This is a genomic window from Streptomyces litmocidini (assembly GCF_014649755.1).
GTDB lineage: Bacteria > Actinomycetota > Actinomycetes > Streptomycetales > Streptomycetaceae > Streptomyces > Streptomyces litmocidini.
Genome location: NZ_BMTQ01000004.1, coordinates 200,430 through 225,150, shown reverse-complemented (window position 1 = coordinate 225,150; position 24,721 = coordinate 200,430). Strand labels below are relative to the sequence as shown.

The 24,721-nt window shown below is 73.5% G+C and carries 20 protein-coding genes; 8 read left to right on the top strand and 12 right to left on the bottom strand.

Annotation, left to right across the window (positions count from 1 at the left end; genetic code table 11):
- Positions 1 to 166 precede the first annotated feature (166 nt).
- Together ppdK and IE180_RS10605 are read left to right on the top strand one after the other, a co-directional pair.
- Complete coding sequence (ppdK, locus tag IE180_RS10610) at positions 167 to 2,878, top strand: pyruvate, phosphate dikinase (protein WP_190156564.1); 2,712 nt, start codon at positions 167 to 169, stop codon at positions 2,876 to 2,878.
- 488 nt (positions 2,879 to 3,366) lie between these two features.
- Entirely contained in the window at positions 3,367 to 4,401 is a 1,035-nt protein-coding gene (locus tag IE180_RS10605; RefSeq protein ID WP_190156563.1) for an ArsR/SmtB family transcription factor, read from the top strand.
- Between the two features lie 64 nt (positions 4,402 to 4,465).
- On the opposite strand, the gene IE180_RS10600 is transcribed toward IE180_RS10605, so the two are convergent.
- Entirely contained in the window at positions 4,466 to 5,623 is a 1,158-nt protein-coding gene (locus IE180_RS10600; protein ID WP_190156562.1) for an alkaline phosphatase PhoX, read from the bottom strand.
- Between the two features lie 441 nt (positions 5,624 to 6,064).
- On the opposite strand from IE180_RS10600, the gene IE180_RS10595 reads away from it, so the two are divergent.
- Together IE180_RS10595 and IE180_RS10590 are read left to right on the top strand one after the other, a co-directional pair.
- Positions 6,065 to 6,508 (top strand): group III truncated hemoglobin, encoded by a 444-nt coding sequence (locus IE180_RS10595; protein WP_190156561.1) that lies wholly within the window; start codon positions 6,065 to 6,067, stop codon positions 6,506 to 6,508.
- A gap of 122 nt (positions 6,509 to 6,630) precedes the next feature.
- On the top strand, positions 6,631 to 7,044 hold the full coding sequence (locus tag IE180_RS10590) for a VOC family protein (RefSeq protein ID WP_190156560.1): 414 nt from the start codon (positions 6,631 to 6,633) through the stop codon (positions 7,042 to 7,044).
- Between the two features lie 15 nt (positions 7,045 to 7,059).
- Here IE180_RS10590 and IE180_RS10585 read toward each other — a convergent pair whose 3' ends face one another.
- The 5 genes from IE180_RS10585 to IE180_RS10565 form a co-directional block, all read right to left on the bottom strand.
- A complete protein-coding gene (locus tag IE180_RS10585; protein WP_190156559.1) occupies positions 7,060 to 7,824 on the bottom strand; it encodes an SDR family NAD(P)-dependent oxidoreductase in 765 nt (254 codons plus the stop codon).
- Between the two features lie 135 nt (positions 7,825 to 7,959).
- The gene (locus IE180_RS10580) at positions 7,960 to 8,544 is read right to left on the bottom strand and encodes a TetR/AcrR family transcriptional regulator (protein ID WP_190156558.1); all 585 of its coding nucleotides are present in this window, start codon (positions 8,542 to 8,544) and stop codon (positions 7,960 to 7,962) included.
- A 37-nt stretch (positions 8,545 to 8,581) separates the two neighbouring features.
- Positions 8,582 to 8,929: a nitrite reductase small subunit NirD gene (gene nirD / locus IE180_RS10575; RefSeq protein WP_190156557.1), complete on the bottom strand. Its 348-nt coding sequence runs from the start codon at positions 8,927 to 8,929 to the stop codon at positions 8,582 to 8,584.
- Positions 8,926 to 11,445: a nitrite reductase large subunit NirB gene (gene nirB / locus IE180_RS10570; protein ID WP_190156556.1), complete on the bottom strand. Its 2,520-nt coding sequence runs from the start codon at positions 11,443 to 11,445 to the stop codon at positions 8,926 to 8,928. The genes nirD and nirB overlap by 4 nt, the downstream gene beginning before the upstream one ends.
- Positions 11,442 to 13,010 carry an NAD(P)/FAD-dependent oxidoreductase gene (locus tag IE180_RS10565; RefSeq protein ID WP_190156555.1) on the bottom strand — a complete coding sequence of 523 codons (1,569 nt, stop codon included), beginning with the start codon at positions 13,008 to 13,010 and terminating at the stop codon, positions 11,442 to 11,444. The genes nirB and IE180_RS10565 overlap by 4 nt, the downstream gene beginning before the upstream one ends.
- 191 nt (positions 13,011 to 13,201) lie before the next feature.
- On the opposite strand from IE180_RS10565, the gene IE180_RS10560 reads away from it, so the two are divergent.
- Positions 13,202 to 13,987: a sulfite exporter TauE/SafE family protein gene (locus tag IE180_RS10560; protein WP_190156554.1), complete on the top strand. Its 786-nt coding sequence runs from the start codon at positions 13,202 to 13,204 to the stop codon at positions 13,985 to 13,987.
- Between the two features lie 60 nt (positions 13,988 to 14,047).
- Here IE180_RS10560 and IE180_RS10555 read toward each other — a convergent pair whose 3' ends face one another.
- The 3 genes from IE180_RS10555 to IE180_RS10545 all read right to left on the bottom strand — a co-directional run bounded on the left by IE180_RS10555 (position 14,048) and on the right by IE180_RS10545 (position 16,341).
- Complete coding sequence (locus IE180_RS10555) at positions 14,048 to 14,665, bottom strand: class F sortase (RefSeq protein WP_190156553.1); 618 nt, start codon at positions 14,663 to 14,665, stop codon at positions 14,048 to 14,050.
- Between the two features lie 91 nt (positions 14,666 to 14,756).
- Entirely contained in the window at positions 14,757 to 15,332 is a 576-nt protein-coding gene (locus IE180_RS10550; protein ID WP_190156552.1) for a GVDTG sorting domain-containing protein, read from the bottom strand.
- Positions 15,333 to 15,579: 247 nt separating this feature from the next.
- The gene (locus IE180_RS10545) at positions 15,580 to 16,341 is read right to left on the bottom strand and encodes an aminotransferase class IV (protein ID WP_190156551.1); all 762 of its coding nucleotides are present in this window, start codon (positions 16,339 to 16,341) and stop codon (positions 15,580 to 15,582) included.
- A 266-nt stretch (positions 16,342 to 16,607) separates the two neighbouring features.
- Here IE180_RS10545 and IE180_RS10540 point away from each other — a divergent pair, with 266 nt between their 5' ends.
- Genes IE180_RS10540 through cutA form a run of 3 tightly spaced genes read left to right on the top strand, consistent with a single transcriptional unit; the run spans position 16,608 to position 20,922 of the window.
- A complete protein-coding gene (locus tag IE180_RS10540; protein ID WP_190156550.1) occupies positions 16,608 to 18,341 on the top strand; it encodes an ABC transporter ATP-binding protein in 1,734 nt (577 codons plus the stop codon).
- Positions 18,338 to 20,209, top strand: a complete 1,872-nt coding sequence (locus IE180_RS10535; protein WP_190156549.1) for an ABC transporter ATP-binding protein — start codon at positions 18,338 to 18,340, stop codon at positions 20,207 to 20,209. The genes IE180_RS10540 and IE180_RS10535 overlap by 4 nt, the downstream gene beginning before the upstream one ends.
- Entirely contained in the window at positions 20,206 to 20,922 is a 717-nt protein-coding gene (gene cutA / locus IE180_RS10530; RefSeq protein ID WP_190156548.1) for a divalent cation tolerance protein CutA, read from the top strand. The genes IE180_RS10535 and cutA overlap by 4 nt, the downstream gene beginning before the upstream one ends.
- A 29-nt stretch (positions 20,923 to 20,951) precedes the next feature.
- On the opposite strand, the gene IE180_RS10525 is transcribed toward cutA, so the two are convergent.
- Genes IE180_RS10525 through IE180_RS10515 form a run of 3 tightly spaced genes read right to left on the bottom strand, consistent with a single transcriptional unit; the run spans position 20,952 to position 24,610 of the window.
- On the bottom strand, positions 20,952 to 23,054 hold the full coding sequence (locus IE180_RS10525; RefSeq protein WP_190156547.1) for a molybdopterin oxidoreductase family protein: 2,103 nt from the start codon (positions 23,052 to 23,054) through the stop codon (positions 20,952 to 20,954).
- Between the two features lie 45 nt (positions 23,055 to 23,099).
- Positions 23,100 to 23,849 (bottom strand): SanA/YdcF family protein, encoded by a 750-nt coding sequence (locus IE180_RS10520; RefSeq protein WP_229860425.1) that lies wholly within the window; start codon positions 23,847 to 23,849, stop codon positions 23,100 to 23,102.
- Positions 23,850 to 23,887: 38 nt separating this feature from the next.
- Positions 23,888 to 24,610, bottom strand: coding sequence for an aquaporin (locus IE180_RS10515; RefSeq protein WP_190156546.1), 723 nt, complete (start codon positions 24,608 to 24,610; stop codon positions 23,888 to 23,890).
- Between the last annotated feature and the right edge of the window lie 111 nt (positions 24,611 to 24,721).

The following is a 24,721-nucleotide window of genomic DNA, read 5'->3' as shown; positions in this document are numbered from 1 at the left end:
CCTTCGGGCCGTGAAAACGAATACTTCGCATCGGTAACTTTCGAAGTGCTGGCGGATGGGTGGTTAAGACCGTGTGACCGGCAGGCGTACCTCCCTAGAAGCCTTCGATCTGGGTATGTTCCTCGCCGTCAGGGCAGCCAACCGAGTCGTCGAGGAGTCGAGACCCGTGTCGGGAAACATTGATCAGAAGTTCGTGTACGACTTCACCGAGGGCAACAGGGACCTGAAGGACCTGCTCGGTGGCAAGGGCGCCAACCTCGCCGAGATGACCAATCTCGGCCTGCCGGTGCCCCCGGGCTTCACGATCACCACCGAGGCGTGCAAGGTCTACCTCGAGAGCGGCTCCGAGCCCGTCGAACTCCGCGACGAGGTGACCGCCCACCTCGACGCCCTCGAGCGGAAGATGGGCAAGAAGCTCGGCCAGGCCGACGACCCGCTCCTCGTCTCCGTCCGCTCGGGCGCGAAGTTCTCCATGCCGGGCATGATGGACACCGTCCTCAACATCGGCCTCTCCGACGAGTCCGTGACCGGCCTCGCCCGCCAGGCCGACAACGACCGCTTCGCGTGGGACTCGTACCGCCGCCTGATCCAGATGTTCGGCAAGACCGTCCTCGGCGTCGACGGCGAACTCTTCGAGGAGGCCCTCGACGAGGCCAAGGCCGCGAAGAAGGTCGCCAGCGACACCGACCTCGACGCCGCCGACCTCAAGAAGGTCGTCAAGCACTTCAAGAAGATCGTGAAGGCCCAGACCGGCCGCGACTTCCCGCAGGACCCGCGCGAGCAGATGGACCTCGCCATCGAGGCCGTCTTCAACTCCTGGAACACGGACCGCGCCAAGCTGTACCGCCGCCAGGAGCGCATCCCGGGCGACCTCGGCACCGCCGTCAACGTCTGCTCGATGGTCTTCGGCAACCTCGGCCCGGACTCCGGCACCGGCGTCGCCTTCACCCGCGACCCCGCCTCCGGCCACCAGGGCGTCTACGGCGACTACCTGCAGAACGCGCAGGGCGAGGACGTCGTCGCCGGCATCCGCAACACCGTGCCGCTGGCCGACCTCGAGTCGATCGACAAGAAGTCGTACGACCAGCTCATGCAGATCATGGAGACCCTGGAGACCCACTACAAGGATCTCTGCGACATCGAGTTCACCATCGAGCGCGGCCAGCTCTGGATGCTCCAGACCCGCGTCGGCAAGCGCACCGCCGGTGCCGCCTTCCGCATCGCCACGCAGCTCGTGGACCAGGGCCTGATCGACGAGGCCGAGGCGCTCCAGCGCGTCACCGGCGCCCAGCTCGCCCAGCTGATGTTCCCCAAGTTCGACGAGAACGCCAAGGTCGAGCAGATCGGGCGCGGCATCGCCGCCTCCCCGGGCGCCGCCGTCGGCAAGGCCGTCTTCGACTCGTACACGGCCGTCAAGTGGTCCCGCTCCGGCGAGAAGGTCATCCTGATCCGCCGCGAGACCAATCCGGACGACCTGGACGGCATGATCGCCGCCGAGGGCATCCTCACCTCCCGCGGCGGCAAGACCTCCCACGCCGCCGTCGTCGCCCGCGGCATGGGCAAGACCTGCGTCTGCGGCGCCGAGGAGCTCGAGGTCGACACCAAGCGCCGCCGGATGACCACGGCCGACGGCCAGGTCGTCGAGGAGGGCGACGTCGTCTCCATCGACGGCTCCACCGGCAAGGTCTACCTCGGCGAGGTGCCCGTCGTGCCCTCCCCGGTCGTCGAGTACTTCGAGGGCCGCATGCACGCCGGCGCCGACGACGCCGACGAGCTCGTCGCCGCCGTCCACCGGATCATGGCCTACGCCGACCGCGTCCGCCGCCTCCGCGTCCGCGCCAACGCCGACAACGCCGAGGACGCCTCGCGCGCCCGCCGCTTCGGGGCCCAGGGCATCGGCCTGTGCCGCACCGAGCACATGTTCCTCGGCGAGCGCCGCCAGTACGTCGAGCGGCTCATCCTCGCCGACACGGACGCCGAGCGCGACGACTCGCTGAAGGCGCTGCTCCCGCTGCAGAAGCAGGACTTCATCGAGCTCTTCGAGGCCATGGACGGGCTGCCCGTCACGGTCCGCCTGCTCGACCCGCCGCTGCACGAGTTCCTGCCCGACATCACCGAGCTGTCGGTGCGCGTCGCCCTCGCCGAGTCCCGCAAGGAGCCGCACGAGAACGACCTGCGCCTGCTCCAGGCCGTGCACCGGCTGCACGAGCAGAACCCGATGCTGGGTCTGCGCGGCGTCCGCCTCGGCCTGGTCATCCCCGGCCTGTTCACCATGCAGGTCCGGGCGATCGCGGAGGCCGCGGCCCACCGCATCGAGGCCAAGGGCGACCCGCGCGCCGAGATCATGATCCCGCTCGTCGGCACCGTCCAGGAGCTGGAGATCGTCCGCGAGGAGGCCGAGCAGGTCATCGCCGAGGTCCAGGCGCAGACCGGCGTCGAACTGAAGCTCGCGCTCGGCACCATGATCGAGCTGCCGCGCGCCGCCGTGACCGCCGGTCAGATCGCCGAGGCCGCCGAGTTCTTCTCCTTCGGCACGAACGACCTGACGCAGACGGTCTGGGGCTTCTCCCGCGACGACGTGGAGGCCTCGTTCTTCACCGCGTACCTGGAGAAGGGCATCTTCGGCGTCAGCCCCTTCGAGACCATCGACAAGGACGGTGTCGGCGCGCTCGTGCGCAGCGCCGTCCAGGCCGGCCGGGCCACCCGCCCCGACATCAAGCTCGGCGTCTGCGGCGAGCACGGCGGTGACCCGGAGTCGGTGCACTTCTTCCACGAGGTCGGCCTCGACTACGTCTCCTGCTCGCCCTTCCGGATCCCGGTGGCGCGCCTGGAGGCCGGCCGCGCCGCGGCCGAGGCGAAGGGCAGCGACAGCCGCTGAGTCCACCGGGGCCGCCGTCGGTCTCGCTCGACCCTCACCGACGGGCGGCGGCTCCGGATTCAGAAAAAGACGGGACGGACACCTTTTGTGCGGAGGTGTCCGTCCCGTTGTTCGTTTGTCCGTCGAGCTGATGTGAGCCAATGTTCAATTGCGACCGTTTGAATTATTGGCTATTGAACTTCTGGATTTCCGGCTCAAAGAACGGGGCGGCGCGACCCCCGGATCCCCACCCGGAGGCCGCGCCCTTTACCGATGCCGGGCAGGTGAGCCACAACCTCGCCGACCGCCGCCGGACGGGCAAAGCCCCCCACGGTCTTCACCACGTCACCTCGGTCCTGAAGGTTTCCTGCCCGACCCGTACAGCTTTTCGGTTCCCCCCTGATCGCCGCGATGCCTTTCAACTGTGGCTGAAACACCCTGGTAACGTGCAGTGATGCTGTGCATACTCGTCGTCGGGGGTGGTTGCGAGTGCACAGGTGGGGACGTTCATGCTGCGGATTCATTTCACCGGAGAAGACTTGGCGGGGGTGCGGACGGCCGCCCGGCCGGACGTTCTGTGGGAAACGATTCTGAGCTTTCACCGTTTAAGAGACCGACGCGGCTCCGTCGTCTACGGAGAATGGCGCTCCGACGCCCGGACGCGGCTCGGCGGTGAGACCCGGCTTCTCGCCGCGCTCGTTCCCAGCCGCGGCTATTTCCCCGACTTCCTGACGCCCGCCGAAGGCGTCCACGGCCTCGACGAGGGCCTCCAGGCGATCCGCGCCACCGAGCCCGGCCGGCTGCGCGGCGAACTCTCGCTGCTCGCCGCCGACCGCTCCGGCGCCCGGACCGTGCCCCACTCGCTGCGCGCCCTCGCCGACGGCGGCACGGAGCCCTTCGACCGGCTCGTGGGGGCCCTGCGCGGCTACCACCGGGCCGCGATCGAACCGTACTGGCCGCACATCCGGGCCCGCGTCGAGGCCGACCGGGCCCGCCGCGGCCGGGCCCTCCTGGACGGCGGCGCCGAGGAACTGCTCGCCTCGCTGCCGCCGATGCTGCGCTGGCGCGCGCCCGTCCTGGAGGCGGACTACCCCGTCGACCGGGACGTCCACCTCGACGGGCGCGGGCTGCTGCTCCAGCCCTCGTTCTTCTGCCGGGGGACCCCGGTGGTGCTGCGCGACCCCGCGCTGCCGCCGGTCCTCGTCTACCCCGTCACGCACGGCGAGGCGCCGACCGTCCGCGCGCCGGGCGGCTCCTCGCTGGCCAAGCTGGTCGGCCAGACCCGCTCGGCCGTCCTGCACGCCATCGGGGACGGCGGGACGACCAGCGAGCTGGCCCGCAGGGCCGGGGTGTCGCTGGCCTCGGCCAGCCAGCACGCGGGCGTGCTGCGCGAGGCCGGGCTCATCGCGACCCTCCGCCACGGCAACGCCGTCCTGCACACGCTGACGCCGCTGGGCGCCGCCCTGCTCGGCGGCGCCCGGCGGCCGGTGGACCTGCGCTGCCACCCGGGCGGCCACACGAAGAACGGGCAGGTCGCACCGTAGCTACGCGCGGAGAGTGCCCGCCGCCCCGCGACCGCGCGCGGGGCCGGGTCCCCCCACCTCCCGGCTACGCGCGGAACGGGCCCTTCACCTCGTAGGTGATGCCGCCCGAGGAACTGCCGGTCGTGCCGCGCTGGCTGGAGAAGTACAGGCGCGTGCCGTCGGGGGAGAAGGCCGGTCCGGTGATCTCTGAGCCGGACTGGCCGTTGATCCGCAGGAACGGCGTCACGACGTCGTCCGGCGTGATCAGGCAGATCTCCATGTTGCCGCCGTCCTCGGCGACGTACAGGTCGCCGGAGGCGGAGCCGGTGATGTTGTCGACGCCCGTCAGCGGGGCGCCGCCGCCGACGACCAGCGAGTCGTCGTAGGCCAGCTCGTACGTGCCGGCGGCGAGGTTCACCTGCCAGACCCGGTTGTCGCCCTTGGTGGTGAACCAGACGGTGTCGTTCGCGTAGTGGCATCCCTCGCCGCCGTTGAAGTGCTTGGCGCCGGAGACCTGGGTGCGGGTGGTGGCCGGGGAGCCGTCCGGGTCCGGCACGTTCTGCCAGGCGAAGGTGCCGGAGGTGGCGGTGCCGGCCGTGAGCACCTGGAGGGTGCCGGAGGAGAGGTCGCCCCAGGTGGTGGGAAGGAAGCGGTAGAAGCAGCCGTCCGTCTCGTCCTCGGTCAGGTAGATCGCCCGGCGCACCGGGTCGGCGGCCGCCGCCTCGTGCTTGAACCGGCCCATCGCGTCCCGGCGGGTGGCGGTGCCGCCCCACGGGTTCGTCTCGTAGACGTAGCCGAGGGACACCTCCTCGCAGGACAGCCAGGTGTTCCAGGGGGTCTTGCCGCCGGCGCAGTTCTGGCGGGTGCCGGAGAGGACGCGGTACGCGCCGGTGACCGTGCCCGCCGAGTCGAAGCGCACCGCGCTCGCGCCGCCGCCCGGATTGACCTCCGAGTTCGACACGTAGATCCAGCCGGTGCCGTCGGCGAAGCAGGCACCCCCGTCGGGGGCGTTGTGCCAGGCGTACGAGGTGCCGGTCACGGTCTGGCCGGACCGGGCGATCACCCGGCTGCTGAACCCGGCCGGCAGCTGGATGCCGTTCGCGTCGGCCGCGCCGAGAGCCCCGTACGGGCCGGCGCCGGGCTGCGCGGGGGCGGCGACGGCCGCGCTCTGCCACAGGCTGCCGCCGAAGGCGGCGGCCGAGGTGCCGATGACCGCTCCGCGCAGGAAGGTGCGTCGCTCCACGTCTCACTCCTGAGAAGGGTGGTGCCCCGCCGCACCGGTCGGCGACGGGGTCGCGCGCTTCCGGAACCTAGGAGTACGGAATTGACCGGGCGTCAACGAACGGTGACGGGAAGGCGGCGGGGACGAGGCGGGAACGGCGGTGTCGGCGCGGGAACGGCGGTGTCGGTGCGGGGCGTCGGGTTCGCGTCCTGTCGATCCACGCGCACCCGAGCGGTTCCGCACGGCCGCCCGGAGGCCGCGCCCCGCTCCACGGCGCCCGCCCCCGGAGGGTGCGCGGATCCGTCACGTACCCCGCGCCCCCGTCGACGGCCTGGTCCGCCCCCTCGGCGGCGGCCGGCTCGCGCACGACGAGAGGACCGAGACCCCGAACCGCTGGACGGTCCGCTGACGGAAGGACCTCCGGCACTGGGCCCCCGCCCGGCGCCGGGGCACACTGGGGGCATGCGTGAGACCCCCGACATCGGCGACCGCCACGACCTCGACGTGCTGCTGCGGCGCTTCTACGCCGCCGCCTTCGCCGATCCGCTGATCGGGCCCTTCTTCACCGAGGTCGCCGGGACCGACCTGGAGCTCCACCTGCCGCGCATCGCCGACTTCTGGGAGCGCGCCCTCTTCCGCACCGCCGACTACGACCGCGACGCCTTCGCCCCGCACGCCGCCCTGCACGCCTCCCGGCCGCTCACCGCCGCCCACTTCGGCCGCTGGGTGCAGCTCTGGCGCGCGAGCGTCGACGGACTCCACGACGGGCCCCGGGCCGAGCGGGCCAAGGCGCAGGGGGAGCGGATCGCCCTGGCCATGCTGAGGCGGCTGGGCGACGGGTCGACGGAGGGCACGGGCGGCGGGTTCGTCCCGCTGGCGGCCCTCGCCCTGCGCTCCGTGGCCTGAGCGGGCTCCGCGGCCCGAGCGAGTTCCGCGGCCCGGGCAGAAGACTCCCCGGGAGCGATGAGTTCCGAGGAGCGGAGCCGTCTCACCTCTCGACAGCGCCGAACGAGAGAGAAGAGAGGGACATGACCCCGCAGATGATCTTCGTGAACCTGCCCGTCAAGGACGTCGACGCGAGCAAGGCCTTCTTCGAGAAGCTCGGCTACGCCTCGAACCCGCAGTTCAGCGACGAGACCAGTGCCTGTGTGGTCATCAGCGACACGATCTTCGTGATGCTCCTCGAAGAGCCCAGGTTCACGTCGTTCATGGCCCCCGGCAAGGAGGTCTCCGACGCGACGAAGTCCACGGAGGTCCTGGTCACGCTGAGCGCCGAGAGCCGCGAGGCGTGCGACCGGCTCGCCGACGCCGCCCTCGCCGCCGGCGGCACCCCGGCGAAGGAACCGCTGGAGGCGGGCTTCATGTACGGCCGCTCCTTCGCCGACCTGGACGGCCACCACTGGGAGGTCTTCTGGATGGACCCGGCGGCCGTCCAGGGCTGAACCCCCGCGCCCCGGTCAGGCCGCGACGCCGCCGTCGATCACCAGGTCCGTGCCGACGGCGGAGCCCGCGTCGTCCGACGCGAGGTACAGCACCGCCGCCGCCACCTCGGCCGCCGACGAGATGCGGCCCAGCGGCGACTGCTCCTTCATCCGGACCTCCCGCTCGGCCTCCGTCTCGCCGGGCCGCAGCGACATGGTGGACTCGGCGGCGCCGGGGCTGACGGCGTTGATCCGGATCCCGTCGCCGATGTGGTCCAGGGCCGCGGCCCGGGTGATCGCCGAGACCGCCGCCTTGGAGACCTGGTAGCCGAAGAGGCCGGGGACCCGGACGTGCGGGCCCAGGTTGGACGCGATGTTCACGATGGCCCCGCCGCCGTTCGCCCGCATGTGGCCGACCTCGGCCTGGAGGGCGTGCAGCACGCCCGTGACGTTGGTGTCGAGCAGCGTCCGCCAGTCCTCCAGGGGGAGGTCGGCGGCGCTGTGGCCGCCGCCACGGAAGACCCCCGCGTTGTTCACGGCCACGTCCAGGCCGCCGAACAGCTCGACCGCGCGCCGGACCAGCTCCCGGGTGGACCCGGCGCTCGACACGTCGGCGGTGACCGCCGCGGCGGTGCCCCCGGCGGCCTCGATCAGGGCGACCGTCGCGTCGAGGGACTCCGCCGTGCGGCCGGCGGTGACGACCTTCGCGCCCTCGGCGGCGAACGCGAGCGCGATGGCCCGGCCGAGACCGGAACCGGCGCCGGTGACGAGGACGGTGCGGTCGGTGAAGCGTGCGGACATGGGGGCTCCTTGTCGGGCGGTGAACTCGGGCAGGCGGTGAACTCGGGCAGGCAGTGAACTTGACCAGCCATTGAACTTGACCGTACATTCCATAATGAGGGCCGAAGAACGGGCGCCCCCGGGGGCGCCCGTTCCTCAATCGAGCAGGGCCAGTGCCTGCTCCGCCGCGTCCGTGACCCGGCCCGGCTCGCCCGACACCTTGCCGACCACCCGGATCCCCTGCAGCAGCACGAGCAGCATCCGGGCGAGGGCCCGCGGGTCCCGGCCGGCCGGGAGCTCGCCCCCGGCCCGGGCCCGGACGAGCGCCCCGTGCAGGAGCGTCTCGATCTGCTCCCAGCTCAGCTCCACCCGCCGGGCGACCACCGCGTCGTGCGGCCCCAGCTCCGCCGCCGAGTTGGTGACGAAGCAGCCGTTCAGCCGTTCCCCGTCCGTCGCCGCCTCGGCGGCGAAGCGGCGGACGAGGGCCCGCACGGCCGGCAGGGCCGGGCCCGGCGCGGACAGCTCCTCGACGATCCGCGGATCGCGGGTCTCCAGGTAGCGGTCCATCGCCTTCAGGTACAGCTCGTGCTTGTTGCCGAAGGTCGCGTAGATGCTGGCGCGGCCGATGCCGAGGCGCTCCACGAGGTCCGACATCGTCGTCGCCTCGTAGCCGCGCGCCCAGAACAGTTCGAGCGCCGCCTGGAGCGCGGCCTCGGGATCGAATTCCTTGGTCCTGGCCACGGAAGGACCGTACGGCTATCTGGAACGATCGGTCAAGTCAGATGGAGCGCACCGGATACACCGCCACCGCGACCTCGTCGTCGTCCAGGCACCGGCCCGTCTCCAGGTCGAAGCGCTGCTTCAGGAGCGGCGAGGCCACGAACGCCCGCCCGCCCGCCGAACCGACCAGGCCCCGGGACAGCACCTGCGCCCCCGTGAACGGATCGCGGTTGTCGATCGCGTACGTCCGGCCCGACCGGTCCCGGAAGACCGCGGCCTGCCTGCCGTCCGGCAGCAGCGCCGCCACGCCCCGGCCCGGGATCAGCCGGGCCTCCTCGCAGACCGCCACCCAGGAGCCGGGGGACGGGGAGAGTTCCAGGGTCGTCGTGGTCGTCATCGTCGTCATCGGGAGGTGGCCCCTTCCAGCGTTCCGATCGTGAGAATCGTGAGGTCCGGCTTGATCTGGTCCCGCTCCGGCACGAACCGGACCGACGGGTCCGGCGCCCCGGGCGCGTTCACGAAGGAGACGAAGCGCCGCAGCCGCTCCGGGTCGTCCAGCGTCTCGGCCCACTCGTCCCGGTAGCCGGCGACGTGCGCGGCCATCAGCGCCTCCAGCTCGTCGCAGAGCCCCAGCGAGTCGTGCACCACCACGTCCCTGAGGTGGTCGAGCCCGCCCTCCAGGCGCTCCAGCCAGGTCGACGTCCGCTCCAGGCGGTCCGCCGTCCGGATGTAGAACATCAGGAACCGGTCGATGAGACGGACCAGTTCGGCGTCCGAGAGGTCCTGCGCGAGCAGGTCCGCGTGACGCGGGGTCGCGCCGCCGTTCCCGCCGACGTAGAGGTTCCAGCCGTTGGCCGTCGCGATGATCCCGAAGTCCTTCGACTGCGCCTCCGCGCACTCGCGGGCGCAGCCCGAGACCGCCGACTTCAGCTTGTGCGGGGCGCGCAGCCCCCGGTAGCGCAGCTCCAGCCGGATCGCCATCCGCACCGAGTCCTGGACGCCGTAGCGGCACCAGGTCTGCCCGACGCAGGACTTCACCGTGCGCAGGGCCTTGCCGTACGCGTGCCCCGACTCGAAGCCCGCGTCGACGAGCCGGGTCCAGATCGAGGGCAGCTGGTCCACCCGCGCGCCGAAGAGGTCGATCCGCTGACCGCCGGTGATCTTCGTGTAGAGCCCGAAGTCCCGGGCCACCTCGCCGATCACGATCAGCTTGTCCGGCGTGATCTCGCCGCCGGGGATGCGCGGCACCACCGAATAGGAGCCGTTGCGCTGCATGTTGGCGAGGAAGTGGTCGTTGGTGTCCTGGAGGGAGGCCTGCTCGCCGTCGAGGATGTACCCGTTGTTGAGGGAGGCCAGGATGGAGCCGACGGTCGGCTTGCAGACCTCGCACCCCTCCCCGCCCCGAGCCTCCTCGCGCCCGTGCGAGTCCAGCAGCGCGGCGAAGGAGGTCAGCCGCAGGGTGCGGGCGATCTCGTACAGCTCGCTCCGGGTGTACGAGAAGCAGCCGCAGAGCCCCTCGTCCGTCGGAGCCGGCAGCAGCTTCTCGATCACCTTCACGCAACTGCCGCAACCCGTACCGGCCTTGGTGCACTTCTTCACCTCGGCCAGCGACTCGCACTGGCCGATCGCGTGCTTCGTGACGTTGTGGCAGGAGCAGATCACCGCGTCGTCCGGCAGCGCCGAGGGGCCGAGCGCCACCGGTGCGCCCGCGCCCGCCGGGAGCACCAGCTGCTCGGGCGAGACCGGCGGCACGGTGCCGGTCAGCGGGCGCAGCAGGCCGTACTGCTCGGCGTCGCCGACCAGGACGCCGCCGAGCAGCACCCCGTCGGCGGAGACCACCAGCTTCTTGTAGACGCCCGAGCGGGAGTCGGAGTACACGACGTCGAGGCAGTCCCCGGCGGTCCCGTGCGCGTCGCCGAACGAGGCCACGTCCACGCCGAGCAGCTTCAGCTTCGTCGACATGTCGGCGCCCGTGAAGCCGTCCCCCGCCCCCTCCCCGGCGATCGCCGCCGCCGCCGTCTGCGCCATCTCGTAGCCCGGCGCCACCAGGCCGTACACCCGGCCGTCCGAGGCCAGCGCGCACTCGCCGATCGCGAAGACCGCCGGGTCGGAGGTCCGGCAGAGCTCGTCCACGGCGATGCCGCCGCGCTCGCCCACGTCCAGGCCGCAGTCGCGGGCCAGCTGGTCCCGGGGCCGTACGCCCGCCGAGAAGACCACCATGTCCGTGGCCAGTTCGGAGCCGTCCGACAGCTTCATGCCCGACACGGCGCCGTCCGCCGTCACGACCTCCTGCGTGCCCGTCCCCGTGTGCACGGTCAGGCCCATCTTCTCGATCGTGCGGAGCAGGGCCGCGCCGCCGCCCTCGTCGACCTGCACCGGCATCAGCCGCGGCGCGAACTCCACGACGTGCGTGTCGAGCCCGAGGCCCTTCAGCGCACCCGCCGCCTCCAGACCGAGCAGGCCGCCGCCGACGACCGCGCCGGTCGTCGCCGTCCTCGCGTACTCCTCGATCGCGAGCAGGTCCTCGATCGTGCGGTAGACGAAGCAGCCCCGGGCGTCCTTGCCGGGGACGGGAGGCACGAAGGGGTACGAGCCGGTGGCGAGGACCAGGGTGTCGTACGCGAGGACCCGCCCCGAACGGGCGGTGACCGTCCGGGCCTCCCGGTCGATCGTCTCGGCCGGGTCGCCGACGTACAGCTCGATGCCGTGCTTCTCCATGAAGCCGGCCTCGACCATCGACAGGTCGTCCGGGGTCCTGCCGGAGAAGTACGAGGTCAGCTGGACGCGGTCGTAGGCGGGACGCGGCTCCTCGCAGAGGACCACGATCCTGGCCCGCCCGGTGACGCCACGGTCGGCGAGCGCCTCCAGGAACCGCTGGCCGACCATTCCGTGGCCGACCAGGACGATGGTGGGAGTGGTCATGAGGAGCCTCCGTCGTGGGTGAGCAGGTGGAGCAGGGGGGCCTCGTCGGGCAGGGCTTCGTCGCCCTCCCAGGCCCTTGCGAGCGCGCCGACCGCGGCCAGGTCGCCGAGGAGGACGCCCCCGACGAGCCGGTCCCCGCGGACGACGACCTTCCGGTACGCGCTGCGCGTGGCGTCGGTGAGCTGGACGACGTCGTCACCGGGGCGGGCGGTGACCTCGCCGAAGGCGGCGAGGTCGAAGGGCTTCGGGCCGCCGAGGGTGAGACGGGTGAGGGCGCGGGTGCCGGTGTAGGGAGCGGGGGCCGTGCGGGCCGCGTCCGCCGTCGCGGGCCCGCCTGCCGCCCCGGCGGGTGCGCCCACCCCCGTGGTGGGCGCACCCGCCGGGGCGGTGCCCGCCCGTGCCCCCGTCGTGGACGGCCGTTCCGCCGGGGCGAGGGGGGTCCCCCCCGCGCCGGCGGAGCCGAGGGCCCGGGGGAGGGCGGGCGCAGCGGAACGGCGCCCCTTGCCGGGTCCGGACTCCCGCGCCTGGACGCCCGGCCCGACGGCGCCGTCCTCGTGGTGCGGGTCGGCACCGGGGCCGGAGGCGCCGGCGGGGGCGCCGTCCCGTGTGCCCGTCCGTCCCGCCCCGCGGGACGACTGCCCGCACGGCGGGTGGGCGGGGGCGCCGGCGGCGGTCGTCTCCGCCAGCAGCAGTTCCGTCAGCGCGTCCGCCTGGTCCAGGGCCGGGCCCGCCAGGCCGTACACGCGTCCCGCGTGCTCCGCGCAGTCCCCGATCGCGTGGATGTACGGGTCCGAGGTGCGGAGGGCGTCGTCGACGACGATGCCCGTCGCGACCTCCAGGCCCGCCTCCCGGGCGAGGGCCACCCGGGGCCGCACCCCGCACGCCAGGACCACGACCTGCGCGTCGAGGACGAAGCCGTCGGCGAGTTCGACCGCCGTGACCGCTCCGTCCCGCTGCCGCAGGCCGCTGACCCGGCACTCGGTGTGGACCTCGACGCCGAGGGCCTCGACGTGCTCCCGGAGCAGCGCCGAGGCCTGCTCGTCGAGCTGCCGCTCCATGAGGCGCTCGCCCTGCTGCGTGAGGACCACGTCGGCCCCCAGCGAGGCGAGGGCCCGCGCGGCGGAGACCCCGAGGAGTCCGCCGCCGATGACCACGGCCCGCACTCCGGGCCGTACCAGGGCGCGCAGCTCCAGGCAGTCGTCGAGGGTGCGGAAGGGGTGGACCCCGGAAGGGAGCGCCGCCCCGCGCAGCCCGCGCAGCGGCGGAAGCACCGGGTTGGAGCCGGTGGCCAGGACCAGCCGGTCGTACGCGACGAGCGAGCCGTCCGCGCAGGCGACGGTCCGCGCGGCCCGGTCGATCCGCACCGCCCGCACCCCGAGCCGTACCGGCTCGCGGGTCCCGGGCAGGGCGATCACCTCGGGGGCGTACCGTCCGGCGAGGACGTCGGCGAGCAGCACCCTGTTGTAGGGGGCGTGCGGCTCTTCGCCGAGGAGGGTGACGGGCAGGCGCTGGGCGAGCCGGGCGCCCGCCGTCCCGCCCCCGACCACCACGATCCGTGTACTCATGACGAAAGGGTGCGGGGCCGGTGTTACCCGTCGGGATCCCGACTGTTTCCCGTACGGAACGCTGATCTCCGTCCGGGGCGGGGCCCGCTGTGAGGCCCGGCCGGGCGGCGCGGGCACCGCAAGCTCTGAACCAGCTCAACGATCAGGCGATCGATGGACGGGGCAACGACCGCCTCCCTAGGCTCACGTCCATGCCCGACATCTCGCTCACCACCCTTGTCCTGCTCTGTCTCGCCGCGCTCGTGGCGGGCTGGATCGACGCCGTGGTGGGCGGTGGCGGACTGCTCCAGCTGCCCGCCCTGCTGCTCGGCCTTCCGCACGTTCCCGCCGCGCACGTCCTCGGCACCAACAAGGCCGTCTCGATCGTGGGCACCACGGGGGCCGCCGTCACCTATCTCCGCAAGGCGCCCGTGCAGGTGTGGACGGCGGTGCGGATCGGGCTCGCGGCCCTCGCGGGCTCCATGGCCGGCGCCTTCTTCGCGGCCGGGATCAGCAGCGAGGTCCTGCGCCCCGTGATCATGGTGGTGCTGCTCGGCGTCGCGGCCTTCGTGATGCTGCGGCCCTCCTTCGGCGCGAAGGCCGAGGAGGGGGAGCGGGCGCCGCTGACCCGGGCGCGGATCGTGACCGCGATCGTGGTCGTCGGCGGCGGGATCGGGTTCTACGACGGCCTGTTCGGGCCGGGCACCGGCACCTTCCTGGTCCTCGCGCTGACCGCCGTGCTCCACCTGGACCTGGTGACCGCCTCCGCCACCGCGAAGATCGTCAACGTCTGCACCAACGCGGGCGCGCTCGCCATGTTCGCCCACCAGGGCACCGTGTACTGGCGGCTCGCGGCCGTCATGGCCGTCTTCAACCTCGTCGGCGGGATGCTCGGCGCCCGGATGGCGCTGAGCAAGGGCGCCGAGTTCGTCCGCGGGGTGCTGCTCGTCGTGGTGCTCTCGCTGGTCGCGAAGCTGGCCTTCGACCAGTGGAGCTGACCGGGGCCGGGGCCGGGGGCGGGGGCGAAGCCGGAGCCCGTGCCGGGGCCGGGCGCGGGGTCACTTCACCCCGATGAGGTGGCCGAAGGCGACCACGTTCCCCTGGTAACCGCTCTTCTTCGAGAAGCCGCCGCCGCAGGTGATCACCCGGATCTCGGCCCGGTCGGCCTCGTCGTACACCTTGCGGTCCGGGAAGTGCTTGTTGGCGTACACCTCGATCGCGTCGACCGTGAAGACGGCGGTCCGCCCGTCCTGCCGGACCACCTCGATCCGGTGGCCCTTCTTGAGCGCGCCCAGGGTGTAGAAGACGGCGGGCCCGTCGGCGTTGTCGACGTGGCCCGCGATGATCGCGGTGCCCTTGGCGCCGGGCGTGGTGCCGTCCTCGTACCAGCCGGCCAGGTTCCGGTCCGCGGCCGGCGGCACGTCGAGCGCGCCGTCCGCCGTGAGGCCGAGCCGCGTCACCGGGGCGTCCACGTCGGTCTCGGGGATCCGGAGCCGGACCGGCACCGAGGGCGGCAGCGGGTCGGCGGCGGCGTCGGTGTGCACGCTCGGCCCGGCGGCGAAGGCCTGCGCGGCCGACGGCACGGGCGGGGTGACGTTCTCCGAGCCGTTGTGGACGAGCCAGATCCCGACGCAGGCGGCCGCGGCTATGCCCCAGCCCTTGCTCCTGTTGCTCACCTGGGTTTCCTCGATCGCGCTTCGTGGGGTGTGGCCCTGCCCCCGCCGGGCCTTGCGCGGGCGCGCGGCGGGGGCAGGACAGGCGGTGGTCTCAGTGGCCCTGCGCGCCGCTCGCCCGGCGCCGCAGGAGCCAGACACCGCCGACGGCAGCCGCGGCCAGCACCGCCGCGCCCGCCGTGACCTGGGCGGTGTCGGGGCCGACGCTGCCCCCGACACCGGTCTGGACGTGGCCGCTCGGACCCCGGTGCTTGACCCACAGGTCGCCCTTGGCGGTCTTGCCGTTGTCGCAGGCCACGCTGATCCCGTAGGAGCCGGCCTTGACGTGCTCCGGCACCGTGAACTGTCCGACCACGACCTCCTTGTGCGTGCTCGGCTTCAGCTGGAACTCGCCCGCGCCGAGCGAGTTCGCGTCGCCCACGCCGTGCCCGTGCTTGCCGCAGGCGAGGGTGTTCACGGTGACGGTCTCGCCCGGGGAGGCGGACGACGGGGAGAGCTCCAGCGACTCGTGGCCGCCGCCGCCCGAGTTCCAGTTCTCGTCGCCGGAGCTCCAGCTCTCGCCGTTCGAGCTCCAGCTGTCGTCGTTCGCGTACGCGGCGGGGGCGGCGAACGCCCCGATCGCGGCGACCGCCAGCGCGGTACCGGTGAGCAGGCGGGCAGTGGTGCGCATGGGGATCCTCCGGGGCGCGCGAGCGGTCATGCCGGCTGGTCCTGCCGGGAGGGACGTCCCGGAGCCGGACCTTCTGAGACCGAGATAAGAGGCATGTCGCGCACCCTGCCTCCTGATGAGGCATCAGGATTGCTCCGTCCGATGCGGCGTGTCGCCTGGATTCCGGACGTTTCCGCAGGTCAGAACGGTTTGCGAGCCGTCGGCCGGCGGTCCGCGCCGAACGGGTGAGCGCCCCCGGCGCCGTTCGTCACAGCCCGTCCCCCTCCACGGAGCCGTACGCCGCGAACACCCGCCCCATCAGCTCCTCGTCCACCGCGAACGCCAGCCCGTCGATCGCCGTCACGGGCGCGATCGTCCGGGAGTTGGTCACGAACGCGGCCCGGTAGTCCGGGAGGTCGGCCAGGGTGACCGGTCGCCGGACCGACTCCAGGCGCCGCTCCAGGAGGGTCATGGTGATGCCGGTGAGGCAGGGCGCGGACGGCCAGACCACCGAAGTGCCGTCCCAGAACGCGATGTTGGTGACGGCGCCCTCGGCGATCTCGCCGTGCGGAGAGGTCAGCAGGGCCTCGTCGTAGCCGGCCCGGCGGGCCGCGTCGCCGTGGAAGCGCTGGCCGAAGCCGCCCAGGTGCTTGATGTGCGGAGCGGGCCGCCAGTAGTCGACGGCGGTCAGGCGCTGCGGGGCGCCGGGGCCGTCCGGGGCGGGGTCGGCGACGGTCACGACGGTGCGGACGCCGGGGTACACGTACACCCGGGCCGAGGCGTCCCGCCGTCCGGCGTTCACGAGGGCCCCGGCGACGAGCTCCCGCACCCGCCCGCCCTCCAGGCCCCGGCCGAAGAGCTCGCGTGTCGAGCGGTCGAGGCGGTCGAGGTGCAGGTCGAGGCCCTTCACGCGTCCGTCCCGCACCTGCATCGCCGTGAAGTGGCCGTAACCGCCCATGAGGGCGGCGAGGAGCCGCGGATCGGCCGCCGGGGCTCCGTCGACCTCGATGTGCGCGGGAGGAGTGGTCATGCCCCCACCGTACGGCGGAGGGGTGGTGCCGGGTCCCGGCCGGCTCGACGGGGGCGGTACTCGGCGGGCCGGGACGCGCGGACCCGGTGGGGCGGGGCGCACGGCGTCCGGCGCGCGTGGGACGCACGGCGTCCGGCGGGGCGGGACGTACGGCACCCGTCCACGCGCGGGCCCACGGCACCCGGCCGCGCGGGCCCACGGCACCCGGCGGTCCGGCGCCCACGGCGCTTGACCTCAATCAAACTTGAGGTAACACGATCCTCGGCATGCTGTTCCGACTGCTCGCCCCCCGCCTCCGGCCGTACGGCCCCCTCCTCGTCCTCCTCGTCGTCCTCCAGCTCGCCCAGACCCTCGCCTCCCTCGCCCTGCCCACCCTCAACGCCGGCGTCATCGACCACGGCGTCCTGCGCGGCGACACCGACCGCGTCCTCCGCGGCGGCGCCGCCATGATCGCCGTCACCCTCCTCCAGGCCGCCGCGGCCGCCGCCGCCACCTGCACCGGCGCCAGGATCGGCATGGGCGTCGCCCGCGACCTGCGCTCCGAGGTCTTCCGCCGCGTCCAGGACTTCTCCGCCCGGGAGCGCGGCCGCTTCGGCGCCGCCTCCCTCATCACCCGGACCACCAACGACGTCCAGCAGATCCAGACGTTCACCGTCCTCGTCCTCACCATGCTGGTCGCCGCCCCGCTCCTCTGCGCCGGCGGACTCGTCATGGCCCTGCGCCAGGACGTGCCGCTCGCGCTCGTCCTGCTCCTCTTCGTGCCCGTGATGACCGGCGCCGTCGGCACCGTCGTCCTGCGCATGCGGCCCCTCTTCCGCGGCATGCAGGAGCGCGTCGACCGGGCCAACCGCGTCCTGCGCGAGCAGATCACCGGCGTCCGGGTCGTCCGCGCCTTCGTCCGGGACCGGCACGAGCGGGAGCGCTTCGCCGCCGCCAACGACGGACTCCTCACCGTCGGCCTGCGGGCCGGCCGGCTCCAGGCCCTCATGTTCCCCACGGTCCTGATCGTCTGGCAGCTGACGACCGTCGCCCTGGTGTACGTCGGTGCCCACCGCATCGAGGCCGGCGCCCTCCAGCCGGGCGGCCTCGTCGCCTTCCTCGGCTACCTCCTCCAGACCTCGATGTCCGTGATGACGGTCCTCTTCCTCCTCATGCACATGCCCCGCGCCGAAGCCGGGGCCGAGCGCGTCCGAGAGGTCCTCGACACCCGCCCCTCCGTCATCCCGCCCGTCCACCCCGTCCGGACCCCGACCGGCCCCGGCCGCCTCGACCTCGACGGCGTCGGCTTCCGCTATCCGGGTGCGCAGGAGTCGGTCCTGAAGGACGTGGCGCTGGTGGCGCGGCCCGGTGAGACGACCGCGATCATCGGTTCGACGGGCAGCGGCAAGTCGACGCTGCTCGGCCTGGTGCCCCGGCTCTTCGACGCCACCGGCGGCGAGGTGCTCGTCGACGGCGTCGACGTGCGGAAGTTCGACTCCGCCCTGATGGCGAGGACCGTGGGGCTCGTCCCGCAGAAGCCGTACCTGTTCTCCGGCACGGTGGCCACCAACCTGCGGTACGGCAAGCCCGACGCCACCGACGAGGAGCTCTGGCACGCCCTGGAGGTCGCCCAGGCCGCCGACTTCGTCAGACGGCTCGACGACGGCCTCGACGCCCCCGTCTCCCAGGGCGGCGCCAACCTCTCCGGCGGCCAGCGCCAGCGCCTCGCCATCGCCCGCGTGCTCGTCGCCCGCCCCCGCCTCTACCTCTTCGACGACTCCTTCTCCGCCCTCGACCCCCGCACCGACGCCCGGCTCCGCACCGCCCTGCGCGAGGAGACCGCCGACGCGACCGTCGTCATCGTCGCCCAGCGCGTCTCCACCATCCGGCACGCCGACCGGATCGTCGTCCTCGACCGGGGCCGGACCGTCGGCACCGGCACCCACGCGTCCCTCATGCGGGACAACCCCACCTACCGGGAGATCGTCCTCTCCCAGCTCACCGAGGAGGAAGCCGCATGAGCACGGCGACCGCGACCCGCGCCCCGAGCCCCGCGAAGGCCCCCGCCCGCACCGGCCCCCCGCCCCAGCGCGGCCCCGGCCTCGCCGCCCCCTCCCTCGAACGCTCCCTCTCCTTCCGGTCCTCCGGCCTCCGCCTGCTGCGCACCCTCGCCCCCGACCGGGCCCGGCTGCTCGCCGTCCTCGCCGCCGGTGCCGCCGCCGTCTCCCTCTCCGTCCTCGGTCCCCTCCTCCTCGGCCGCGCCACCGACCTCGTGATCACGGGAGCCACGGGAGCCGGCGTCGACTTCGCGGCCGTCGGCCGGATCCTCGCCCTCTCCGTCGCCGTCGTCGCCGGCTCGTCCGCCCTCACCTGGCTCCAGCTGCGGATCGCCACCACCGTCGTCCAGCGGGCCGGGCACCGGCTCCGCGAACGGGCCCAGCACAAACTGGCCAGGCTGCCCCTCGCCCACCTCGACGGACAGCCCCGCGGCGAGGTCCTCTCCCGCACCACGAACGACATCGACAACATCACCCAGACCCTCCAGCAGGCCTTCAGCCAGATGACGCGCGCCCTGCTCACCCTGGCCGGCGTCCTCGTGATGATGTTCTGGATCTCCCCGGTGCTCGCCCTCGTCGCCCTCGCCACCGTGCCCGTCTCGGTCGCCGTCGCCGCCTTCGTCGGCAAGCGGGCCCAGCCCCAGTTCGTGAAGCAGTGGGCCGTCACCGGCAGGCTCGGCAGCCACGTCGAGGAGATGGTCACCGGCCACACCGAGGTCGTCGCCTTCGGCCGCCGCGCCGAGGCCGTCCGCCGCTTCGACGAGCTCGGCGAGGAGCTCTACCGGGCGAGCTTCCGCGCCCAGTTCGTCTCCGGCTTCATCCAGCCCGCCCTGACCCTCGTCGGCAACCTCAACTACGTCGCCATCGCCGTCGTCGGCGGGCTGCGGGTGGCGAGCGGGACCCTCTCCGTCGGCGACGTGCAGGCCTTCGTCCAGTACTCGTACGACTTCAACGGCCCCGTCAACCAGGTCGCCGCCATGGCCAACCTCCTCCAGTCCGGCGTGGCCTCCGCCGAGCGGGTCTTCGAGTTCCTCGACGCCGAGGAGGAGTCGCCGGATCCCACCACGCCCCGCAGGCCCGCCGAACTCCGCGGCCGGGTCTCCTTCGAGAAGGTCTCCTTCCGCTACGAGGACGGCAAGCCGCTCATCGAGGACCTGTCGCTCTCGGTGGATCCGGGGCAGACGGTCGCGATCGTCGGCCCGACCGGCGCCGGCAAGACGACCCTGGTCAACCTGCTCATGCGCTTCCACGAGGTGACGGCCGGCCGGATCACCCTCGACGGCGTCGACACCGCCGCCATGACCCGGGAGGAGCTGCGCTCCGCCACCGGCATGGTCCTCCAGGACACCTGGCTCTTCGGCGGCACCATCGCCGACAACATCGCCTACGGAGCACCCGGAGAGGTCTCCCGCGAGCGGATCGTCGCCGCCGCGGAGGCCGCCCGTGCCGACCGCTTCGTCCGCACCCTGCCCGCCGGGTACGACACCGTCCTCGACGAGGACGGCGGCGGCCTCAGCGCCGGCGAGAAGCAGTTGATCACCCTCGCCCGCGCCTTCCTCGCCGATCCGGTGGTCCTCGTCCTCGACGAGGCCACCAGCTCCGTCGACACCCGCACCGAGCTCCTCGTCCAGCAGGCCATGACCTCCCTGCGCGCGGGCCGCACCAGCTTCGTCGTCGCCCACCGGCTCTCCACGATCCGGGACGCCGACACCATCCTGGTGATGGAGGGCGGCTCGATCGCCGAGCAGGGCACCCACGAGGAACTCCTCGCCGCCGGAGGGGCCTACGCCCGGCTGCACGCCGCCCAGTTCGCCCGTACGGTGGAGACGTGATCGTCACCGTCCGCACCACCACCGACGCGCGCGCCAAGGCCGACGCCCTGGCGCGCGGCGCCGTCGAGGCCCGGCTCGCCGCCTGCGCGCAGATCTCGGGGCCCGTCACCTCCGTCTACCACTGGCGGGGCGCGATCGAGACCTCCGAGGAGTGGGAGGTGGTGTTCAAGACCACCGAGGCCCGCTACCAGGCCCTGGAGGCGCACCTCCTCGCCGCCCACGACTACGAGACCCCCGAGATCCTCGCCACCCGGGCGCTCCGGGCCGGCGAGGGCTACGCCCACTGGGTCGAGCGGGAGACCCGGGCGGCCGAGGCGATCGAGGCCCCGGCGCCCGAGGAGCGGCCGTTCTTCGTGTACGGGACGCTGCGCCCGGGCGCGTACAACCACGACCGCTTCCTCGCCGGCCGCATCGGTTCCGAGGCGGACGCCGTGCTGCACGGGGCGGTCCTGTACGACGGGCCCGGCTATCCGTACGTCGTCCCGGCGGAGAAGGGCCAGGTGGTCGGCACGCTCCTCACGCCCGCGCCCGGCGCGTACGGCGAACTGTTCGGCCTGCTCGACCGCCTGGAGCTGCCCGTCGGGTACGAGCGGGCGGCGAGGGACGTCGTACGGGTGCGGGACGGAGCGCGGGTGTCCGCCTGGGTGTTCCTGGCGGCCCCGGACGCGCCCCTCGGCCCGGTCATCGAGAGCGGCGACTGGTTCGACCGGTAGCCCCCGCGTTCAGGCGGTGGCCCCCGCGTTCAGGCGGTGGCCCCCGCGGCGGCGACCCGCTCCAGGCGCACCGCGCACACCTTGAACTCGGGCATCCGCGAGACCGGGTCGAGCGCCGGGTTCACCAGCGTGTTGGCCCGCCCCTCCCCGTACCAGTGGAACGGCATGAAGACGGTGTCCGGCCGGATCGCCGTCGTGATCCGCGCCGGGGCGACGGCCCGCCCGCGCCGCGAGACCACCGCCAGCGCCTCGCCCTCGGCGACCCCGAGCCGCTCGGCGAGCCGGGGGTGGAGCTCCACGAAGGGGCCGGGCGCCGCCGCGTTCAGCTCCTCGACCCGCCGGGTCTGCGCCCCCGACTGGTACTGGGACACGACCCGGCCGGTGGTCAGCACGACCGGGTAGTCGGCGTCCGTCTCCTCGGCCGCCGCCCGGTGCACCACCGGCACGAACCGGGCCCGCCCGTCCGCCGTCGCGAACCGCTCCAGGAAGAGGCGCGGGGTGCCCGCGTGCTCCTCGTCCGGACAGGGCCAGAACACGCCCTGCTCCTCCTCGATCCGCCGGTAGCTGATGCCCGCGTAGTCGGCGGGCCCGCCGGCCGAGGCCCGGCGCAGCTCCTCGAAGACCTCCTCCGGGTCGGTCGGGAAGCCCTCCTCCCGGCCGAGCAGCCCGGCGAGCCCGTGCAGCACCTCCAGGTCGCTGCGGACGCCCGGGGGCGGGGTGAGGGCGCGGCGGCGCAGCAGCACCCGGCCCTCCAGACTGGTCATCGTCCCCGTCTCCTCCGCCCACTGGGTCACGGGCAGGACGACGTCGGCGAGTTCGGCGGTCTCGGAGAGCACCACGTCCGCGACGGCGAGGAAGTCGAGGGACCGCAGCCGCTCCTCGACGTGCGCGGCGCGCGGCGCGGACACCACCGGGTTGGAGCCCATGAGGAGCAGGGCCCTGACGTCCCGGCCGAGGGCGTCGAGCAGTTCGTACGCGCTCCGCCCGGGCCCCGGCAGCGACTCCGGCGCGACGCCCCACACCCCGGCGACGTGCGCGCGGGCGGCCGGGTCGTCGAGCTTGCGGTAGCCGGGCAGCTGGTCGGCCTTCTGGCCGTGCTCGCGGCCGCCCTGGCCGTTGCCCTGGCCGGTGAGGCAGCCGTAGCCGTTCAGCGGCCGGCCGGCCCGGCCGGTGGCGAGGCAGAGGTTGATCCAGGCGCCGACGGTGTCGGTGCCCTTGGACTGCTGCTCGGGACCGCGCGCGGTCAGCACCATGGCGTTCTCGGCGTCGCAGAACATCGCGACGGCCTCCCGCAGTTGCGGCACGGACACGCCGGTGATCCGCTCGACCTGCTCGGGCCAGTGGGACATGGCCCCGGCGCGGGCGCCCTCCCAGCCGCCGGTGCGGGTGGCGACGAACTCCTCGTCCACCCGCCCCTCGGCCACCACCAGGTGCAGCATGCCGAGGGCGAGCGCCAGGTCGGTGCCGGGGCGCGGCGCGAGGTGCAGGTCGGCCTGCTCGGCGGTGCGGGTGCGGCGCGGGTCGACGACGATCAGCTTCCCGCCGTTCTCCTTCAGCTCGGTGAGGTAGCGCAGGGCGGGCGGCATGGTCTCGGCGAGGTTGGAGCCGACGAGGATCACACAGCCCGTCCTGGGGACGTCCTCCAGGGGGAAGGGGAGCCCCCGGTCGAGGCCGAAGGCCCGCTGGTGCGCGGCGGCGGCCGAGGACATGCAGAAGCGGCCGTTGTAGTCGATCTGCGAGGTGGCGAGGACGGTCCGGGCGAACTTGCCCAGCGCGTACGCCTTCTCGTTGGTGAGGCCGCCGCCGCCGAAGACCCCCACGGCATCGGGACCGTGGTCGGCACGGGTCCGGCGAAGACCGTCGGCGACGACGGAGAGGGCCTCCTCCCAGGACGCGGGCTCCAGGGCCCCCGTGTCAGGGCGCCGGACCAGGGGCTCGGTGAGCCGGACCCGGGAGGAGAGCACGGAGGGGGCGGTGCGGCCCTTGCCGCACAGCGCGCCCCGGTTGACGGGGAAGTCGGTCCGCTCGACCACCTCGGCGGGCAGCTCCGGCGCGCCGGTGGGGCGCAGCGACATGCCGCACTGCAGGGCGCAGTAGGGGCAGTGGGTGGGGACGGCGGCGGCGTCGGACATGCGGCCAGCATGCGTCCGGCGTGTTACGCGGGGTGGCGCGGCGTATTACGGGCGCGGTGCTCTCCGCTCCGTTCGGCGCTCGCCGGTCGGTGAGGCCGTCCCGGTTCGGCGTTCGCCGGCCGGTGGGGCCAGCGCCTCCGTGACGCCCTTCTCCCGCGGGCCGAGGAAGCGCGGGTCGGGGCGCAGTCCGGCGTCGAGGGCGGCCTTGCCCGCCGCGAAGACCTCGCGGGTGGTGCCGTAGTACCAGGTGCGGTCGTGGGGTTCGGCGACCCCGACCCCGTACACGTCGAGGCCCGCCCGGCCGCACAGGGCGACGGCCCGCTTGATGTGGAAGTCCTGGGTCACGAGGACGGCCCGGTCGACGCCGAAGACCTTCCGGGCGCGGACGCAGGAGTCCCAGGTGTCGAAGCCCGCGTAGTCGCTGACGACCTGCTTGTCCGGCACTCCGCGCGCGATGAGGTAGGCGCGCATGGCGCTCGGCTCGTCGTACGCGGTCCGGCTGTTGTCGCCGGTGACGAGGAGGACCCTGACCTTGCCCGCGCGGTACAGCTCGGCGGCGGTGTCGAGGCGGTGCGCGAGGTACGGGGTCGGACGTCCCTTCCACAGGCCGGCGCCGAAGACGACGGCGACGTCCCGGGCGGGCACGTCGGCGACGGTACGGAGCCGGGGCGCGGCGACCGTCTGCATCCAGGTGGCGGGGGCGAGCGCGAGGACGGCGCCCAGCATCACGGCCTGGACGGTGCGGCGGCGGGCCCGGGTGGTGCGGGGGATCAACCGGGTGAGCCGTGCCGGCATGCGGAAACCTCCGTGGGGCGGGGAGCGGTGTCGTTCTGTCACCCCGTCCGACGCGCGTCGGACGGATTCGGTTCGCCGGACGCCCGGTCTGTTCCGTACAGCACACCGGCGAGGACCATCCCGAGGAGCATGCCGAGCAGCTGCGCGGCGGCGAAGGCGGGCACGGAGGCGGGGGCGATGCCGGTGAAGGAGTCGGAGAACGCGCGGCCCAGGGTGGCCGCCGGGTTGGCGAAGGAGCCGGAGGAGGTGAACCAGATCGCCGCGGCGATGTAGCCGGCGACCGCGACGGGCGCGAGGGCGGGGCGGCCGATGTGGCGCAGGCCCTGGACGACGAGGACGAGCCCGGCGGTGGCGACGGCCTCGCCGAGGAGGAGGTGGAGGGAGGAACGCGCCTCGGTGGCCCAGGCGCCGGGCGCCCGTCCGAACATCGCCTCGGCGAGCAGGGCGCCGGTGACGGCTCCGGCGAGCTGGGCGGCGATGTAGGCGAGGACCTCGCGGCCCTTGCTCTCGCGGCGCCGGGACCACCACTCGGAGAGGGTCACGACGGGGTTGAAGTGGGCGCCGGAGAGCGGGCCGATGAGGGCGATCAGCAGGCCGAGGCCGAGGGCGGACGCGGCGGCGTTGGCGAGCAGCCGGACGCCGATGTCCTGGCTCAGGGAGTCGGCGCGGATGCCGGAGCCGACGACGACGGCGACGAGGGCGGCGGTGCCGATGAACTCGGCTGCGGCGCGCCGGGGGAGCGCGGGCGGGGACATTCTCATAACGGAAAAGATATTCCGTGATTCGGAAGGAAAAAAGGGGGCAGGGAAGGGGCGGGGCCCCGTGCGGTCCGAGCCGTGAAGACCGACGGTCCCGTCCTCCGCCACGCGGTC

Bases quoted from the DNA above. Each gene is read 5' to 3' on its own strand.
- IE180_RS10535 (WP_190156549.1), top strand. From the start codon at position 18,338: ATGAGCACGGCGACCGCGACCCGCGCCCCGAGCCCCGCGAAGGCCCCC.
- nirD (WP_190156557.1), bottom strand. From the start codon at position 8,929: ATGACGACGATGACGACCACGACGACCCTGGAACTCTCCCCGTCCCCC.
- IE180_RS10550 (WP_190156552.1), bottom strand. From the start codon at position 15,332: ATGCGCACCACTGCCCGCCTGCTCACCGGTACCGCGCTGGCGGTCGCC.
- IE180_RS10515 (WP_190156546.1), bottom strand. From the start codon at position 24,610: ATGAGAATGTCCCCGCCCGCGCTCCCCCGGCGCGCCGCAGCCGAGTTC.
- IE180_RS10520 (WP_229860425.1), bottom strand. From the start codon at position 23,849: ATGCCGGCACGGCTCACCCGGTTGATCCCCCGCACCACCCGGGCCCGC.
- nirB (WP_190156556.1), bottom strand. From the start codon at position 11,445: ATGACCACTCCCACCATCGTCCTGGTCGGCCACGGAATGGTCGGCCAG.
- IE180_RS10560 (WP_190156554.1), top strand. From the start codon at position 13,202: ATGCCCGACATCTCGCTCACCACCCTTGTCCTGCTCTGTCTCGCCGCG.
- IE180_RS10525 (WP_190156547.1), bottom strand. From the start codon at position 23,054: ATGTCCGACGCCGCCGCCGTCCCCACCCACTGCCCCTACTGCGCCCTG.
- IE180_RS10595 (WP_190156561.1), top strand. From the start codon at position 6,065: ATGCGTGAGACCCCCGACATCGGCGACCGCCACGACCTCGACGTGCTG.
- IE180_RS10585 (WP_190156559.1), bottom strand. From the start codon at position 7,824: ATGTCCGCACGCTTCACCGACCGCACCGTCCTCGTCACCGGCGCCGGT.
- IE180_RS10540 (WP_190156550.1), top strand. From the start codon at position 16,608: ATGCTGTTCCGACTGCTCGCCCCCCGCCTCCGGCCGTACGGCCCCCTC.
- IE180_RS10605 (WP_190156563.1), top strand. From the start codon at position 3,367: ATGCTGCGGATTCATTTCACCGGAGAAGACTTGGCGGGGGTGCGGACG.
- IE180_RS10545 (WP_190156551.1), bottom strand. From the start codon at position 16,341: ATGACCACTCCTCCCGCGCACATCGAGGTCGACGGAGCCCCGGCGGCC.
- IE180_RS10565 (WP_190156555.1), bottom strand. From the start codon at position 13,010: ATGAGTACACGGATCGTGGTGGTCGGGGGCGGGACGGCGGGCGCCCGG.
- IE180_RS10590 (WP_190156560.1), top strand. From the start codon at position 6,631: ATGACCCCGCAGATGATCTTCGTGAACCTGCCCGTCAAGGACGTCGAC.